Annotated in this window: 16 protein-coding genes; 4 read left to right on the top strand and 12 right to left on the bottom strand. The window is 62.5% G+C overall.

Features of this window, described 5'->3' with window-relative positions; translation table 11 throughout:
• Positions 1 to 161: 161 nt before the first annotated feature.
• The 3 genes from OXG30_14970 to OXG30_14980 all read right to left on the bottom strand — a co-directional run bounded on the left by OXG30_14970 (position 162) and on the right by OXG30_14980 (position 3,981).
• Positions 162 to 2,141 carry a hypothetical protein gene (locus tag OXG30_14970; protein MCY4136191.1) on the bottom strand — a complete coding sequence of 660 codons (1,980 nt, stop codon included), beginning with the start codon at positions 2,139 to 2,141 and terminating at the stop codon, positions 162 to 164.
• Positions 2,138 to 2,653 carry a SigE family RNA polymerase sigma factor gene (locus OXG30_14975; GenBank protein MCY4136192.1) on the bottom strand — a complete coding sequence of 172 codons (516 nt, stop codon included), beginning with the start codon at positions 2,651 to 2,653 and terminating at the stop codon, positions 2,138 to 2,140. Before OXG30_14975 ends, OXG30_14970 begins: the two co-directional genes overlap by 4 nt.
• Positions 2,654 to 2,775: 122 nt before the next feature.
• Positions 2,776 to 3,981 carry an amidohydrolase family protein gene (locus tag OXG30_14980; GenBank protein ID MCY4136193.1) on the bottom strand — a complete coding sequence of 402 codons (1,206 nt, stop codon included), beginning with the start codon at positions 3,979 to 3,981 and terminating at the stop codon, positions 2,776 to 2,778.
• Positions 3,982 to 3,999: 18 nt separating this feature from the next.
• Between OXG30_14980 and OXG30_14985 the strand changes: the two genes are divergently transcribed.
• A complete protein-coding gene (locus OXG30_14985; GenBank protein MCY4136194.1) occupies positions 4,000 to 4,362 on the top strand; it encodes a hypothetical protein in 363 nt (120 codons plus the stop codon).
• Positions 4,363 to 4,395: 33 nt separating this feature from the next.
• Here OXG30_14985 and OXG30_14990 read toward each other — a convergent pair whose 3' ends face one another.
• The 4 genes from OXG30_14990 to OXG30_15005 are packed head-to-tail and all read right to left on the bottom strand — an operon-like array spanning position 4,396 to position 6,809.
• Positions 4,396 to 4,659, bottom strand: a complete 264-nt coding sequence (locus tag OXG30_14990) for a type II toxin-antitoxin system RelE/ParE family toxin (GenBank protein ID MCY4136195.1) — start codon at positions 4,657 to 4,659, stop codon at positions 4,396 to 4,398.
• Positions 4,652 to 4,921: a type II toxin-antitoxin system Phd/YefM family antitoxin gene (locus tag OXG30_14995; protein ID MCY4136196.1), complete on the bottom strand. Its 270-nt coding sequence runs from the start codon at positions 4,919 to 4,921 to the stop codon at positions 4,652 to 4,654. Before OXG30_14995 ends, OXG30_14990 begins: the two co-directional genes overlap by 8 nt.
• A gap of 26 nt (positions 4,922 to 4,947) precedes the next feature.
• Entirely contained in the window at positions 4,948 to 5,844 is an 897-nt protein-coding gene (locus OXG30_15000) for a hypothetical protein (GenBank protein ID MCY4136197.1), read from the bottom strand.
• Positions 5,841 to 6,809 (bottom strand): PD-(D/E)XK nuclease family protein, encoded by a 969-nt coding sequence (locus OXG30_15005; protein ID MCY4136198.1) that lies wholly within the window; start codon positions 6,807 to 6,809, stop codon positions 5,841 to 5,843. The genes OXG30_15000 and OXG30_15005 overlap by 4 nt, the downstream gene beginning before the upstream one ends.
• A 127-nt stretch (positions 6,810 to 6,936) precedes the next feature.
• On the opposite strand from OXG30_15005, the gene OXG30_15010 reads away from it, so the two are divergent.
• The gene (locus tag OXG30_15010) at positions 6,937 to 8,049 is read left to right on the top strand and encodes an endonuclease NucS (GenBank protein MCY4136199.1); all 1,113 of its coding nucleotides are present in this window, start codon (positions 6,937 to 6,939) and stop codon (positions 8,047 to 8,049) included.
• 69 nt (positions 8,050 to 8,118) lie between these two features.
• On the opposite strand, the gene OXG30_15015 is transcribed toward OXG30_15010, so the two are convergent.
• The 3 genes from OXG30_15015 to OXG30_15025 are packed head-to-tail and all read right to left on the bottom strand — an operon-like array spanning position 8,119 to position 10,690.
• Complete coding sequence (locus OXG30_15015; GenBank protein MCY4136200.1) at positions 8,119 to 8,952, bottom strand: ABC transporter permease; 834 nt, start codon at positions 8,950 to 8,952, stop codon at positions 8,119 to 8,121.
• Complete coding sequence (locus OXG30_15020) at positions 8,949 to 9,710, bottom strand: ABC transporter permease (protein ID MCY4136201.1); 762 nt, start codon at positions 9,708 to 9,710, stop codon at positions 8,949 to 8,951. The genes OXG30_15015 and OXG30_15020 overlap by 4 nt, the downstream gene beginning before the upstream one ends.
• A gap of 32 nt (positions 9,711 to 9,742) precedes the next feature.
• The gene (locus OXG30_15025; protein MCY4136202.1) at positions 9,743 to 10,690 is read right to left on the bottom strand and encodes an ABC transporter ATP-binding protein; all 948 of its coding nucleotides are present in this window, start codon (positions 10,688 to 10,690) and stop codon (positions 9,743 to 9,745) included.
• A gap of 123 nt (positions 10,691 to 10,813) precedes the next feature.
• Between OXG30_15025 and OXG30_15030 the strand changes: the two genes are divergently transcribed.
• Both OXG30_15030 and OXG30_15035 read left to right on the top strand, forming a co-directional pair.
• Entirely contained in the window at positions 10,814 to 12,820 is a 2,007-nt protein-coding gene (locus tag OXG30_15030; protein MCY4136203.1) for an FAD-dependent oxidoreductase, read from the top strand.
• Between the two features lie 16 nt (positions 12,821 to 12,836).
• Positions 12,837 to 13,661 carry a fumarylacetoacetate hydrolase family protein gene (locus tag OXG30_15035; GenBank protein ID MCY4136204.1) on the top strand — a complete coding sequence of 275 codons (825 nt, stop codon included), beginning with the start codon at positions 12,837 to 12,839 and terminating at the stop codon, positions 13,659 to 13,661.
• Here OXG30_15035 and OXG30_15040 read toward each other — a convergent pair.
• Both OXG30_15040 and OXG30_15045 read right to left on the bottom strand, forming a co-directional pair.
• Entirely contained in the window at positions 13,658 to 13,942 is a 285-nt protein-coding gene (locus OXG30_15040; GenBank protein MCY4136205.1) for a 3-keto-5-aminohexanoate cleavage protein, read from the bottom strand. The two genes, OXG30_15035 and OXG30_15040, sit on opposite strands and share 4 nt — an antisense overlap.
• A gap of 1,382 nt (positions 13,943 to 15,324) precedes the next feature.
• Positions 15,325 to 16,554: a hypothetical protein gene (locus tag OXG30_15045; GenBank protein MCY4136206.1), complete on the bottom strand. Its 1,230-nt coding sequence runs from the start codon at positions 16,552 to 16,554 to the stop codon at positions 15,325 to 15,327.
• Positions 16,555 to 16,680 lie beyond the last annotated feature (126 nt).

A 16,680-nucleotide genomic window follows, 5' to 3' on the forward strand; every position in this document is an offset into this window, starting at 1 on the left:
CGCTATACATGAAGCCTCGGCTTGTGGCATCACCGCGAGTGGCAGCAAATACAGTTCCGCAGACAGCACTGCGGGCGGTTGGTGCGGAGGGGGACGCACCAACCGCCCGCAGTCGTCCTACCGTCCAGCCAGAGCCGCTGTTAACAGCCCTAACGCTCTCTTCATTCTACGGTGGCGATGAACCATCGCGGTGGTAGATATGTGACGGAGTAGGCACCGTCGCCGTTCTCGCTGGGCGTCTCTGAGGGATCGGCAACGCCAACCTGTACTCGGGCGATCAGATAGTCAGTGCCAACGGCTAGATCAACGTTGGTGAGCTCTTTCTCGACATCGGTGAGATCGGCGAGTCCGAAAGCTTCGGAGAGGGTCTGCCACACCCAGCTGGCGCCGTCGGCCGACCAGCCCACCCACGCCTCAGGCTGCCTGGGCCTAATGTCGGGCGCGGCCAACAAGCTCTCATCGTTGGCCCAAGGCTCCAGTTCTTCCCTGGTAAAGGACACCAGATGTTCGCCGGTTTCGGGATCCTCAAAGATCAGCAATTCGGTATCGCCGTCGTCCCCTGCCAAGATCCGAATGCCCTCGGGGAGCATGTTGGCCTGCTCGTTCTCGGCGTCGAAAACGTAGACATCTGTGTCGTCAGTCAAGTCCCATAGAGAAAAGCCCCCCTTGGGTTCGTCGTAGCGCAGTTCGTAGCCGTCTTTGGTGACCCGCAAGTCCAGGCCAGGGTCGGGGAAGCTTCCTGGCACGGCCACTATGGCGATGCCCGCGGGGCCGACCGAGAAACGACTTACATGGGCAATGCCTTCGGGGAGTTCAGCGGCCAGGGGGGCGGTGTACACGCCGTCGAGGCGCTCGACTCGGTAGTTGCTCGCCGCTCCCCCCGACGTCCAGATCGTCTGGTTGGTAGACCCGTAGTAGTTGGAGAGTTGATCGACGGGAACGCCGTCGCCGGTGGACAAAGGAGTTTGGCTCCATTGGCGGCCACCAGGGGAGGCGAGTTTGAGCGCCCTCTCATTGGCCAGCATCAAGAGGTGGAACCCGTCGGTCGTGCCGTAACCGGTAACCTGCGAGCCCGCGTATTCAGCGACTGGCTCAGCCGGGCCACCGGTGCTGTGGTAGATGCGGACAAAGCTCCGGTCGCCTCCGTAGAGGGCTTCCTCCTCCTCGGCGGTCAGCTCGAACGACTCGGGAGCTGAGGACTCGTCTCGGGTGAAGCTCACTGTGTCGCCCTCGAGGCTCATCCAGCCTCGGATCGACTCTTTGTCGGGCACCAGCCCCCGGGCCACGATTACCGAGGCGATATCAGTGTGGACACGGTTCTCGGTGGCAATCACCATGTTGTTCCCGGACACCACTGCGGCCGCCACCGAGGTTGCTTCACCTTGGCTGCCGATGTCGAGGGCCAAATCAGTCCAAGTAGCGCCCTGATCGTCAGAGAAGAGGGCTCTGTGGTCATCGAAAGCCCCAGAACTGCCTATGCCAGTCCCGGACACCAGCCAGCGGGCACTGGCGATGTCGAATCGCTCGGGAGCCAAATCAGGCGGCATGGGGATGGCAGTCCAGTCGCGTCCGTTCTCGGTGACCATTACTTGGTCGCCGGCGGAGCCGTAGACCTGCGCCAGCACCCGGCCGTCTCCTACCGACACCATGTGGTCCACAAAAGAGATCTCGGCACCGAATGCCTGGGTCGGCTCGTGCTCTGTCCATGCCACCACCGGAATAGTGGACAGGCTCTCCGGCGTTTGGGGTTCGGAGCCAGCTTCAGGGTCCGTCTGAGGAGGGTCTTCTGGCTCGCCCGGAGCTTCTGAGGTAGGCGCAGGGGCCGGTTCGGCGCTCGGTTGAGGCGCAGGGGAGGCAGTGGGATCGTCGACCACGATCACTTCACTGGGTTGGTCGCTATCCAGAGCGTTCCAAGCTGAGATTCCGCCCACCACCAGGACAGCCGACGCGGCGATGCCCACAACCGCCCGGCGAGTGTTGCGAGCTTTGGCCCGAGCGGCGGCCCGCTCGGCGATTGAGGACACCGGCGGGCGAACGGCCGGGGTATCGACTCGATCTCGGATGGCGGAGCCCAGGGCTTTGCCGAGGGCCTGATCGTCGGATCCGGTCTGGTTCTCAGGGGTGCGGCGCTCGTCGCTCACTGCTCGACTACCTTTCGCAACTCGGCCAATCCTCGGGAGGTGGCGCTTTTGACTGTGCCCGGCCTTACCCCAATGGCCTGGGCGATCTCTTTCTCGGTCATATCGGCGTAGAACTTCAGGACAAGGACGGTCTTCTGGCGGGGAGAGAGCTGATCGAGGGCATCGAGCAGGTAGTCCCGATCCTCGGGTTGAGGGGGAATGAATGGCCGAATGCCGATGCGCCGTCTCACTTCGCGCTTCCTCAGCTCACTACGAGCGCCGTTCACCACCGCGGTGCGCAGGTAGCCACCGGAACTCTCGAGCCGATTCCAGCGCTCATACACCTTGGCGAAGGCGTCCTGGACGATCTCTTCCGCGATCTCCTGCGTATCCACTAGCCCTCGGGCAAGGCGCACCATCGGCCCGTATTCGTCTCGGTACAGGTCGTCGAAACTGGCCAGTTGGTGAACTTCGCCAGCCGTCGCGGGTCCATGCCAAGTCGGCTGGTCGCCTTCTGAAACTCCCGAGGCCATCCAAGGGATAGTCTTCATCACTTGGCAACGACGCCCGGTGATGCCTTTTGGTTCCCTTTGCGCTGGCGAAAGGCGCGGGCGACTCAGGCCAATCCGGCTAGTTCTCTTGACTAACGGACCTGTCAGGCGGCAATGACGTTCTTGAGCAGTGCTTCGTTGGGCTCGGCGGGCAGCTGATCGAGGGGCACGGCGATCTCATCGTGAGTGGGCCCGTGCTGGGCGGCCAGCGGGGCCAGGGCATCGAAGTCGAATCCGTACAGGTCGGCGGCGTTGCCGGCCAGGATCTGCTGGAGCTCCACCGGGTCGGTGTCGCAGAACACCTGGCGTAGGTGCTCGCGGGTGTAGGGGCCGGTGCCCTCGTTGTGGGGATAGTCGGAGCCCCACATCACCTTGTGCGACCCCAGCACCTCCCGGGCGGCGGCGTCTTCGTGGCCGGGCTGGCTGATACCCACCCAGCAGTTCTGCTGGAAGTATTCGGTGGCGCTCTTGGGAAGGATGTGGCTCTCGTCGTAGCGCATCTCGCCCATGCGACCGGTGTCGCGGATCTTGGCCAGGGTTTCGTCCATGTGGGCCAAAGCGTCCACCAGCCAGGCACAGCCCTGCTCGGTCATCACGAACTTGAGCTTGGGGAACCGCTCGAACACCCCTGACAGCAATAGCTGGTAGAAGGGCCGATGAGAATAGAAGCTCACTTCGGTGATGAACAGCAGGTCGGCCACCGAGTATTTGCCGTAGTTGGGGGCGCCGGTACCGCCATGGCTGTTGACGATGACGCCGAGGTCCTCGCAGGCGGCCCAGAACGGGTCGTACGCCGGGTCGTACAGAGGGGAGAGGTCCTTGCAGTCGGGTGGGATGGCCGAGATGAGCACACCGCCGCGCAGGTTGTTGGCCGCGATGAACTCCACGTCTTTGATGGCCTCGTCGACGTCATTCAAGAAGGTCTGGCCGATGCCGGCTCGCTGATTGGGATACTCCGCGCACCATTCGGCCAGCCAGCGGTTGTGGGCCCGGATTCCTGCCAGTCGGTGTTCGAGTTGGTCGGCCCGGGGCGGGCGGGCGAACAGGATGAAGCTGGGAAAGAACGGAGGCACGGTGTTGGGGAATACCACCTCGCCCACCTGGCCGTCGGTGTACAGGTCTCCCAAGCGGCGCTCGTTGTCCCAATTGCGCACCCGGCCCCCGTCTTGGAGGTCGCGGAATGGGTTGCGGTACTTCTCCCGCCAAGCGTCAAAATCGTCGAGGTACTTCGATTCCAGGTAGCCGCGGTACGTCTCGTGATTGGCGCCGGCATGGCAGTCGGCCGAGATGATGGTGTAGCGGTCGCTCATTCCACTAGTTTGCCAACTGTGAGCAACTCGCCGGGCATCGTGGAAGGGGAGTGGGACGACCAACCCCGCAACTGGCGGACGTTCTTCAAACGGTGGCGCCGAAGCAAGGAGTTGTTCCGGCTTGAGGTGATCCGAACCGAGGCCATGTCAGCCGGTGAATTCTTCGTGATCGGCCGAGCCACTGCGGGACGGGTCCAAGAGGGCGACGATTTGGTAGTCGACGTCGGCAATCAGGCGGTAGCTACCAAAGTTGTCTCCATCGACCACACCGTCCAGGGCGACGGCGGGGACGAGTTCCACATGCTCATGGCCCTCAAGCTCGACGGAATTGGTCCCGACTCCGGTATCCAACCCGGCACCATCATCCGCCAGCCTGCCTAGGCGGGGCTGCTCTGGCCTGATCCTGATTGGGTGTCAGCGTGGGCGATAAGCGCTGCGACGATGGTCGACGCGATGAATGACGACGGTGTTCTCGGAGTCGAAAATCTCGTAGATGATTCGGAAGTCACCCCGCCGGGCTGAGTAGAGGCCTTCGAAGTCCCAGAGCAGAGGCTTTCCCGCCTGATGCGGGTTGTGGGCTATCGGCCCGAAAATGGCCTCCGAGACAGCCCCATGCACCTTGTCTGGTAATCGATTGAAGTCTCTGCGGCCCTCCGGGGTGATGTCGATTTCATACACCGCTGTCCCTGAGGTGATCGCGCAACCGCATCCGTTGGCCTGCCTCGGCTTCGGCTCGCGACCTGCTGAGCGAGGCCACCAACTCAGGATCGCTCATGATTTCGAGCGTTTCTTCGATGGACTCCATGTAGTCGCAGTTGACCAGCATGAACGACGGCCGACCATTGCGGGTAACCATGATCAGGTCACGCTGCTTTTCGACGCGGTCAGCTAGCTCCGACAAGTGACTCTTAACTTGGGAGAAGGGCAGTATTGATTCCATTGGTCATTATTCTGACCTAGTTCAAGTCAAGTGGCAAGCAGTTTCCTGGATGTCCACTGAATTCGCATGCCGCCTCGGACGGTCACCGGCTGATTCAGCAAATCTTTCCCTTCGCCGCACTGATCCAGTCCAGGGCAATCCCGACAAATGAAGCACGAGGGAGTCTTGGTAAGTCCCGCCAGTTCTCTTGATGATGCCGTGATGACTGCCCGAGCAGCCGATTCGGCGGTTCGCAATCCGGTACTGAGGAGTTCCGAAATTTCAAATGTCCGTGCTGTCCGGCGAGAAGGGTCGACAAGAAGGACAACCTCGGGCACACGCCTTCTTGAGGCGACGAAGATGACCGCGGAGTAGGCGGCCTTGGCATCGGCTTCATCCGTGGCCGGTCCCACAATCACCAAGTCTCCTTGATCAGTTACGGCGTCGATAGTGGCTTCGAGGCGCAGCCCGCGCTCTGGATACTGCCATTGGACACGTTCACCGCCCTTCCAGTGCGACATATCCGGATGCCCAAGCGCCGAAGAGAGCCGAGCGAACCAGCTAATGGACATGGAGGCAAGGCGAGCTCGCTGCGGCTCATCGATCTCGTGCCAGATATATCGGTATAGCCAGTCAAGCCCTCTTGGGCGTTCAGCATCCCGTCGGAGGGCCATGAGGGAAGCCACGACGGCGTCCCTAGGCGACCCATCGCGGTGAATTGAATCTCGTGCCAGCGTTTTGAACGACTTGAAAACGTCTGGGCTAAAGCCATCGTTGTTGAACACATGGGCTGCGCATGATGCCTCGCAAGCGGATGCATTTGTCGCGTCAAAGTCTTTGACGATGTGCCAGTCTTCGTATCTCCTTGGTCGTTCCTGACACTGGAGCGCCACTGCCTCCAGCCCTTCAATGAGAGCAAGCTCAACATCCTGAGCAGCGATCACGCTTCCTCCTCGTTGTTGTAGAAGTCGTCGTCGAGTTCATGGTTATTCATCAAGAGCGCTTCTTCGAGGAGTTCGTCTGGAATGTCGGGACATCGCTCAGCGTGGTCGCAGATCAGGCAATGACGTCCAGAAGAAGTCAGTGGCCATCGGTTCTTGGCAACCGATTCGTCGACTGTTCGGCATCGTCGTACAGCCTGCATGACTCGGTCAGCGGTTCCTTGAAGAAGGTCCAAATTGACAGTTTGCGGAGTAACCGCGGTTGATGGCAGCAGGGACACTCCTACGATGACAGAAGGAGCCGCACCTTGGCTCAGGGCGTCGACCAATGCATAGAAGGCGAGTTCGTCGTCGATGCCGAATCCCTTGCCCGATTTGATCTCAACGATGACGCGCGCAGGTCCCAGCACGACAAGATCTGGCCTACCCGACAAAACAACATCCGCCGCTAGGTCGATGATCGTTCGACTTTGAGAGATCACCGTGAACTCGGTCAGATTACCGATCGCCCTCTTCAACTCCTCGCACCGAGCTTCGACGGTCTCGTCGTGATCCCTCTTGCCTTCTGCAGATAGGGCCTCGTACCACTCCCTGAGGTCTAGGTCTTCGGTGCGGAGCGGCTCTGCAATGGCGTGACGCCAAGTCCCCGGAACTTGCTGTCCGTTCTCGATCCGTTCGTGAGGCGCCGCTGGAGCGAGAGCAAGCACTGAGGCAGCAACATCAACGACGCGGCCGATGGCAAGGTGCTCGTTCAATGCAGCAGGACCGCCACCCATGAGCTGGGCGGTGCAGGTCATGCTTCGCCGAAGCCGATCCTTAGTGATCCTAAGAGGGCCTTCAGGTCGGTCCCAGCCTGTGAGTGCTTCCTCCAGTTTGCCATTGAGATCATCACGGAGGTTCGAGATCCGTTGCTCGCTGATCGCTGTTGGAACGGCTGCTACAACGAGTTCCTGGAGACTATTCGCCATACCACTGGTATACCCCGGAGCAGTGACAACTTGTCTGTCTTGTGGAGAGGTGTCATCGCGGAAGCAACAGACTTGTGTCGTCTATCACAGCCGAGTGGCATCATGTGCGCAACCCGAGGGAGGTCATATGGCGGTAGAAATGGCGATCTGGCGAATGACAGACGCAGGGCCGCAGCAGTTGGTGTCGTCGCCGCTTAACTCCGAGCGCCGTCTCGAGGACATGCTCGCTCAGGATCCCAGCATGATCGGGACCAGCCTTCTGATATTGGGAAGGCAGGTGCCGACAAGCTATGGGGGGTTAGTGGATCTTCTGGCCCTTGATGCGAATGGTTGCGTTCACGTGCTCGAACTCAAGCGTGATCGGACCCCTAGAGACGTTGTCGCCCAAACGCTCGACTATGGATCTTGGGTGACGGGTCTAAGCCTTGAAGAACTTCAGCAGATCTACCTCGCCCATCACGATGGTGACATGCATCTTGATGAGGCCTTCGCCCAGCAATTCGATAGTCCTTTGCCGGACGTTGTCAATGAGGAGCAACAGTTCACGGTCGTTGCTTCCGAACTTGACCCAACTTCTGATCGCATTGTCGAGTTTCTCGCAGAGTCCTATGGCGTTCCCATCAACGCCCTCTTCTTCCGCCACTTCAGCGATGACGGTCGCGAGTACCTGGCTCGGACTTGGTTACTGGATCCACAGCAGGCAGAGGTGAAGGCTGCTCGATCTTCGCGCAGTAAGCAGCGACCTTGGAATGGTCGGGATTTCTACGTCGTGCTCGGTCAAGCGGATGAGGAGGAACTCAGCCGTTGGTCGGTAGCAAGAAAATACGGACTGCTCAATGCAGGCCATGGCTCGTGGTATTGGAAGCCCCTGCGAAACCTGAATCCAGGAAACCGTGTGTTCGCATATGTGGCGGGAGCTGGCTATGTGGGTATAGGCCGAGTAACCGGGGAGATGATTCCAGCACGAGATGCCAAGATCGAGATCAATGGCCAACTCGAACCCTTTCTTCTCTTGCCTGAACTAACAGGATGGCATCCGGGAGCAGCTTCGGAAGATCCAGAAGTGGCTGAGATGGTTGTGCCAGTCGAGTGGTTTGGCACAAGGTCGCTCGACGAAGGTGTGTGGGAGAAGGGACTTTTTGCCTCGCAGGTAACGGTCTGCAAATTGCGCGACGAGCGTACGATCGAAACTGTCGAGGCGGCATTTGGTATCGACGAAGCGACTGTGTGTTCCGATTAGTCGAAAACCCTTGCCAGATCGGTCATCCGCTGTGGGAGATGGCCCCGTAGACTCCGATGCTCCAGGAGTTCACGGGGTGAGCAGTTGGCCTAGGCGGCGGCTGGCAATGGCGGCGCCAAGGGCGGCAAGGGCCAGGAGGTAGGCGATGTGGGCGATGAGGTTGAGGCTGATGTCGCCGGCGATGAAGGCTCGCTCCATGGCCACGCCGTGGTAGAGCGGGGTGGCCTGCACCAGGTACTGCACTGCTCGGGGGTAGGTGTCGAGCGGGAAGAAGGTGGCGGAGAACAGGAACTGCACGATGAGCGGCACGGTCACCAGGTCGAGATCGTTCCAGTTCCGCATGTAGCTGGTGGCGGCCATCCCCAAGGCCGCGAAGGTGAATCCGATCAGCGTTGCCCCTGGCAGTGCGGCGATGGCCCAGAATGAGTCCACCAGCCCTAACCCGGCCATGATTCCCAAGAAGCCGCCGGAGTACAGGGTGGCCCGCAGCACCGACCAGCCCATCTCGCCCAAGGCCAGATCCACCACGCCCACTGGAGTTGCCAGCACCGCGTCGTAGATCTTGGCCCAGGTGAGCTTGTAGTACATGTTCATGGTGCTGTCGTAGAAGGTGCCGTTCATGGCCGAGGTGGCCAACAGCCCCGGGGCTACAAACGTGCGGTAGTCGACGGTGCGCCCGCCGACGGTCACGTCGCCCACCAGCTCGCCGATGCCGATGCCGATGGACAGCAGGTAGAACACCGGTTCGAAGAACCCCGACAGCAGCGTGACCCAGGTGCGCCGGTACACGGTGATGTTGCGCTCGACGACGCGGGCGAACCGATGCGACGGCAACAAGCCCGCCGTCGAGGCCAATCTCAGCCTCGACGGACGTCGTCCCTGCTTCACATTGGCCGGGCTCATTCGTACAGCCTTCGGGTAAAGGTCCTGGCCGACAGCAGCGTGCCGACCAGGATCAGGGCCAACAGGTAGGCAAGATGCCCGGCCAGCTCCCAGCTCACTCCGCTGCCGGTGCTCAGTGCCCGGCACAGCCGCACCCCGTGCCACACCGGGGTGAGCCAGGCGATCTGCTCGAGGACGATAGGCAGCTGGGAAACCGGGTAGAAGATGCCCGAGAACAAGAACATGGGCATGATCACGAACCGGGTGTAGGTGCTGAAGTTGTCGGCGTTGATCCGAGTGGCGACAAAGGCCGCAGTGGGGGTGGCGAAGGCCATGCCACACAGGGCAGCGCAAATTGGGGCCAGCACCGCCAGCGGCGACGAGACCGCTCCGAAGGCGGCCATCACCCCAAGGAACACAAAACTGGCCAAGGTCACCCGAAAAGCCATGTAGGTGAAATGGCCCAGCAGAATGTCGCGGCCCCGAAGCGGGGAAGCGGCCATGGCCATGTAGGTGCGGTACCACTTGAATCCGCCCAGCACCGGGTAGGTGGACTCGTTGACCGCCAGCATCATGGCATTTCCGGCCAACAGCCCGGGGGCCAGAAAGTCCAAGTAGTCGAGCCCGCCCAGATCCCGGCCCGAACCGACCTCGGCGTCGACTAGCGAGCCCAAGCCCAACCCCATGGCGGCCAGGAACAGAATCGGACTTAGGAAACTGGTGAGCAGCGAGCCCTTCCAGTTGCGCCGATAGGTCAACAGCCAGTACTCAACCGCCAACTTTGTACGGGGAATGACCGCGGCGGGTGGCATCAGTCCACCAGCGAGCGGCCAGTCAAGTGCAAGAACACGTCTTCAAGGGTGCTGCGTCGCACCAGCACGCTCTCATGCTCAACCTCGCCGAGAAGGGCCACTAGCCGCTCACCTTGGTCGGTATAAAGCAGCACCCGATCCGGCAACTCCTCTACCCGCTCGTAGAGCTCGTCTCTTGTTTGGGCCTCCGGGCTCTCCCCCAAGCGGCGCAAGGCATCGGCCATCACGGTCACTTGGCCGTGGGTGCGCACCTCCACCACTTCTCGGGTGGAGTAGCGCTCGATGAGCTGGCGGGGTGAACCCTCAGCCACGATCTTTCCCCGGTCCATTACCACGAGGCGATCGCAGAGCTGCTCGGCCTCATCCATGTAGTGGGTGGTGAGCACCTGAGTCACTCCCCGGCGCTTGAGAGTCCACAGCCGCTCCCACACCACATGGCGGGCTTGGGGATCGAGTCCGGTGGTGGGCTCATCCAACAACAGCACTTCAGGCTCGCTGATCAGGGCCCGGGCGATGGTGAGGCGCCGTTTCATGCCTCCCGACAGCGGCTCCACGTGGTCGTTGGCCCGCTCGGTGAGCTGCACAAAGTCAAGCAGTTCGGCGATGCGGGAGCGCAGCAACGACCGAGGCAGATCGAAATACCGCCCGTACACATACAGGTTCTCGGCCACCGAGAGCTCCTCGTCGAGGTTGTCCTGCTGGGGGACCACCCCGAGACGAGTCCGGATCTTGGTGCCCTCACGAGATGGGTCCATCCCCAAGATGCGGAGGGCACCCCCGGTGGGGTCGGAAACACAGCCGATCATCCGCATAGTGGACGACTTGCCGGCACCGTTGGGTCCCAGAAAGCCGAATACCTCGCCCCGCTCGACCTCGAAGTCGATACCGTCGACCGCGGTGAAGTCGCCGAACTGCTTGATCAGCCCCCACGCTGCGATCAAAGACACTTGGTGAGAATACGGGCATCAGGCGGCTCGGTTGCAGTCATATGCCGACCCGCGGCTTTCGCTTCACTTTGGCATGGCTACTCAGTTCTGACCGGCAACCTACTGATGGGCCATGATGGGGCCATGAGCTACGAGCATCTGCTGTCGCCGGGTCGCATTGGCACTCTAGAGCTACGCAATCGGCTGATCATGGCCCCGATGGGGGAAGAACTGGGCGACGAGAACGGGGAGGTGTCCGACGACCAGGCCGCCTACTTGGAGGCCCGGGCCAAGGGCGGCATGGCCGTGGTGATGCTGGGATCGGTGGGAGTGGCCCATCCGGTGGGCTGCTCCAACAAGCGTCAAACGGCAATCTCAGACGACAAGTTCATCCCGTCGTGGAGGCGGGCGGCCGACCGGATCCACGCCCACGGCGGCAAGATCGCCATGCAGCTCACCCATGCCGGCAAGATCGCTCTGCAAGACACCATGGCGGGACGGCCACTATGGGTACCTTCGGAGCCGAGACCGGCCACCATCGACCCGCTATACGGGATGGTGACCGCAGATGAGGGGGCCATGATGGCGGAACCGCTCATCGCTCCGACCTCCAAGATCCACTACCGGGTGATGGGCCACGACGACATCGCCACCGTGGTCGACCAGTTCGCCGCGGCCACTGTGCGGGCCCGGGAGGCCGGGGTGGACGCAGTGGAACTGCACGGCGGACACGGCTATCTCATCGACGCCTTCTTGTCGCCCACCATCAACAGCCGCGACGATGAGTACGGGGGTTCGATGGAGAATCGGGCCCGATTCTTGGAGGAGATCCTCTCCGAGATACGCCGTCGGGTGGGAGGCGACTACCCGGTGTGGGTGCGGCTCAACAGCACCGAGGTGGGCATCGACGGCATCGTTCTCGATGACGCCCTCCACAACGCCCGAGTGGCCACCGCAGCGGGTGCCGATGCCGTCCACGTGTCGGCCTACCACGACCCCGGGATCGCCACCGGACCCACCGACTCCTACGGCCCCCATGTGCCTGAGCTGTTGGTGCCCAATGCGGCCGCGGTCAAAGCCGAGGTGGACGTGCCGGTCATCGCCGTGGGCCGGATCAGCCCTGAAGCCGCCGATCGGCACATCGCCGAGGGCAAGTACGACTTCGTGGCCATGGGCCGCAAGATCCTGGCCGACCCCGATCTGCCCAACAAGCTGGCCACGGGTAATTCCGAAGACGTGCGACCCTGCGTGTACCACTACCGCTGCATCGGCAACATCTTCTTGCGGGTGGGCACCCGATGTGCGGGTAACGGCTTTCTGGGCCGGGAAGATCAGCTCACTGCCGAATCGGCGCCGTCGGCCAAGCGGGTGCTGGTGGTGGGTGGAGGACCCTCGGGCATGGAGACCGCCCGGGTGGCCGCCTTGCGGGGACATGAGGTGATCCTGGCCGAGGCCTCCGACCGACTGGGCGGCCGATGGGTGCTGGCGTCGGCCACCAGCGATGTGAACGCCGAGCTGATGGAGTGGTTCGAACGCCAACTCGACCAGCTCAGAGTGGATGTGCGGCTCAATACCCGCCTCGACGCAGCCGCGGCCAGCGCTCTGTCACCGGATTCAGTGGTCGTTGCGGTAGGCGGACGGTGGGGTCGCCCGGAGGTGGACGGCATCGACGTGCCCAACGTGTGGGGGGTGGATGACCTGGCCCCGTGGCTGCTGGACGGCAACCCGCTGGATGCTGCCCGGATCGCGGTGTTAGGCGGCGATTTACCAGGCCTCGGGGTCACCGAAGCGGCCCACCATCAAGGGGCCGAAGTCACGCTGATCGAGTCCGGCCCAGCGTTCGGCTTCTCGCTCGGTTTGCCCGGGCGCTGGCGGGTGGTTCACGACCTTGGACAAGCCGGGGTGAATCTGGTCACCGGAGCCCAGGTCACAGCCATCACCGAAGACGGCGTGGTATGGCGCACCAACGGCACCGAGCAGACCACGCCTGCCGACCTGGTAGTGGTCACCTCCGAGTTGACCGCCGACACCTCGCTGGCCGACGAGCTTCGGGCTGCTGGTGCCGAAGTCCACGCAGTGGGCGATTGCGCCCAGCCGGGATTCTTGGAGGGGGCCATGCGCTCCGCGGTAGAGTTCGCGGCCACCCTGTAGCGGAAAGAGGATCGCAGTGAGTTTTCGACTGGCCAACCGCGCCGGGCAGGCGGTGTTGCTCGATGGGCAGGATTATTGGTCTTTGGGCGCCGACCCGATGGACGCCCTCACCCGCCCTCAGGAATTGCACGACCGCTGGGCTGGCCGAGGCGCGCCCGACGGGCAGGTGACGCTGGCCGAGCTGGGACCGCCGATGCCTACGCCCATGCAGGTGTTCGGCTACGGCCTCAACTACATGGACCACATCGAAGAACTCGACCGAGAAGACCCATTGGGCAGCGCGGCCAGCGAGGCGCCGGTGGTGTTCACCAAGTTCCCCACCTGTCTGGCCGGCCCGGCTGCGCCGGTGCAGCTAGTAGGCGACCACTGCGACTACGAGTGCGAGCTAGTGGCAGTGATCGGTATCGAGACCCGCAACGTGGACGAATCAGAGGCTTGGGACCGGGTGGCCGGGATAATGATCGGCCAGGACATCTCCGATCGGGAGTTGCAATCGGCGGCCACCCCCCCCCAATTCAATCTGGGCAAGTCCAGAGCGTCGTTCGGCCCCACGGGCCCGGCGCTGGTCAGCCCCGATCTAGTTGAAGACCCCGACGATCTGGCCATCTCGTGCTGCGTCAACGGCGAGCTGCGCCAGAACAGCCGAACCAGTTTCCTCATGCGCCCAGTGGCCGAGATCGTCTCGTACCTGTCGTCGATTCTCACCTTGCATCCAGGTGACATCATCTTCACCGGCACCCCCGGTGGTGTCGGCCACGCCCAAGGGCTGTATCTCAAGCCGGGTGACGTGATCCGCTCCGAGATCGAGGGCCTGGGCGCGTTGGAGAACGTCTGCGTCTAGGGCAATTCCAGCATCTCGGCCGTCTCGGCGCAGGTGGCGATGGGGCGGCCAACCTCGTTGCACAGCGCTACTGCTTCGGCCAAGAGCTCCTGGTTGGTTGGGGAGCGGTCGGGGTCGTAGAACTCCTCGATGCCCACATGGAGGTGGCCGCCGAGTTCGAGGGCCAGCCGGGCCACCGGGGAATCGAGCGGGTGGGGGGAAGTGTAGCAGCGCTTTCCCACGTCGCCCGCAGCCAAATCCGAAAGGGGCCATGACTGAACCCGCACTCCAGCCCAATCCATTCGGAGGGGAAAAGGCAGAAGATGGGGCAACACCCGACCCACTAATACATTTGACCGCGGGGCAAGAGCTCTCGGGCCTCTATAAGTGGCCCAAAACCTAGCCCACCCGCAAAACGTCAGGCAACAGCTACTGGTTCACCCAGAGATACCGTAACGGTGTCGCCGCCATAGCTCAACAACACCAAAACAAACAGCGGCCGCCACACCTCCTGCCAGAGGCTGAAACCAGGCCGATGCTCCTAACAGGCTGACAATCGCCATACCACCTGCACAGCAAGGCCAGCAGACCAGAAAGAACGCTACTTTTCCCCGCCTGGTCAGCCGCTGATCTGACCGGTTGGATATGCGGGAATGGCCGACCTCCGAAACCTGTGTAGAAGTCATACGGCCAGCATAGTCGGGTTACCAAAGAAATCCTCAACATCGGCGTGGCGGCGGCCATTAGCTTCCACACAGACAGCCGCCGCCACGCTCAGCACAAGCCTATGGGTGTGGGATCGGGCGTCGGCGCTGGCCCGCATCCTGTTCCGCTGGAGTTGACCGGCAGTCCCGCTGCTGCACAAATTTGTACCTGGGTCATGCCGCAGAACAGCCCGGTGCATGGCTTGGGGGTGGGCTTGGGCGTCGGATACACCAGGAAAATGCTGTGGCAACCGCCCCAGCCAGCGTGCTTGTGGCTGCCCGGCGGATACTCCGGCTTCGGGGTGGGTCTCGGCGTGGGGGTGGGATGGCCGGAATGCAGGCATACACACGCGTAGACACCGGGCGGCCCGAACGGCCGCCCAAGCCCCGCCACTACGAGCAGTTGGACCGCAGAATCTCCGGTTCGGGCAACTTCGCCTGCGTGCTGGGGGGCCACAGCGGGCAGGGTGCGGAAGCCCACCTTGTCGATATCGGCGGGTGGTGGCTCTACAAGGCGTTCTGCGGGACCCACAGCAGCGAGGCGCTCAACTTCGTGCAATTGACGGCCCGGCGCAAGGGGCTGGCAAATACGGAGGCCCTGGAATATGCGGCCCGGATCACCGTGGTTCCGCTCACCGCTGAGGGCGGGCAGCGGTTTGGCTCAACGGGGGCGGGCACCGCAGGCTCAAACGGGGCTGATGGCGAGCCGGAAAGCGGGCCAAAAGGCGGGCCAGGGGGCGAGCCGGAAACCCACCCCGCCGAACTGTTGGAACCGCTGTGGGAGCACCCCCGCCTTGCGGTCATCCGCGACATAGCCCGGGCAAGCCGGATCAGCCCGGCGGTGGGGCTGGCCCGTGTGCTTTGGTATCTGGGCGCGCACCATCCCGAGGGGCGGTGTTTGCCCGGCGCGGCGGCTTCGCCGCCGTCGCCACTGGCGATGTACTGCGCGGTGGCCGGGCCTTCGGGGCGGGTTCTGGCGGCTACCTCCGGTCCCACCAGCCGCGAACGCATATGTACATCATCCGGCCATACCTTGTCCCAACAGCGGTGCATTCGCTGCTGTCCGCAGCTTCCGCCCTCGGTGTTGGGCCGCACCGCTTGTCGTAGCTCGGCCACCCATCAAGCGGCCCGCTCCCAGTAACAACCCCGCAAACAGGATGCGGGGCAGGCGAAGGCGTCGGATCGGGCGTGGCCGTCGGTGCGGGAGTGGCGGTGGGAGTCGGTGCAGGCGTCGGGGTAGTGGTGCCAGAATCGGAACCGGAATCGTCGTCGGTGGAGTCGCCGGAACCATCGGAGTCGGAGTCGATGTAGTTCTCCTGGATGTACTTCGCTACGTCGGCAACCGCGCAAACCCCCAAGTACACCCCCAACGGGCTGAGCGTCGCGACCACCTTGGTCGCCTCGGCGATGCCTTTGAGCCACTTGACAACCGCCGCCGACGTTCCCAACGCCCCAGCAAGTGTTCCGAGGACATTTGCTGGGGCGCATGGATCGCCAACGCCGTAGGGATTGAACGACAGGGCGTAGCAGCCGGTGTCGCCCACCTGCACCCACTCGGCACCGACGGTGTGGTGTCCCTCTAACCTCACCCTTACTTCGTTCTCGGGGGTGACCAGCCTCCACTTCTTGCTGATTTGGCCGTACCAAACCGTCGGCTTGTCGTCCTGCTCCACCGCCGCAGACGGGTATGTTCCCGACGCGCATAGCGTGGGCGGGGTGCCACCGCCGTTGTTGGTTGTAGGTGCAGGTGTCGTTGTCGGCGTGGGATCGGGTGTGGGCGTCGGGTGTAGGCACCTGTCGCCGCTGAGGGTGTGGCCTGTCGGACATGCGTAGCGATAGCGGGTTTCTTTGGCCTTGTAGGTCTCGGTGCGGGTGCCGACCTGGATCTTTATGGTCGTCCTCTTGTAGTTGAAAACCTCCCGCCATCTCGTCTCAGACGGCGGGCAATAGGTTCCGGCTTGGCCGCCGATTATGACGGTTATACACGGCGGCTTGTAGGTATAGCTCTCCCGATACGGCGCCACCCGCTTCCGCCCCGTCAAATAGCTGTACACCGGGACCTGCCGGGTCTTTTGAACATCAAACTGCCTGGGAACGAAGTTGTACACATCCTCGGCCACCCAGGTGTACACATCAACCTCGCGTGTCTTGTTCACCGCAACCCGCTTGGGAACAAAGCTGTACACATCAACCTCACGGGTCTTGTCCACCTCCACCTCATAGGACTCTCTGGTGGGCGCGAGATCATGACAGCCTTCTAGCGCTGGCAGGGAAGCTAGCCGAGTCGTCGGGAGCGCACAAGTCCCGCCAGTTTCAATTGGGAAACTTTGCCCGGG

The organism is bacterium, assembly GCA_026708015.1.
Taxonomy (GTDB): Bacteria; Actinomycetota; Acidimicrobiia; order Acidimicrobiales; family Bin134; genus Poriferisocius.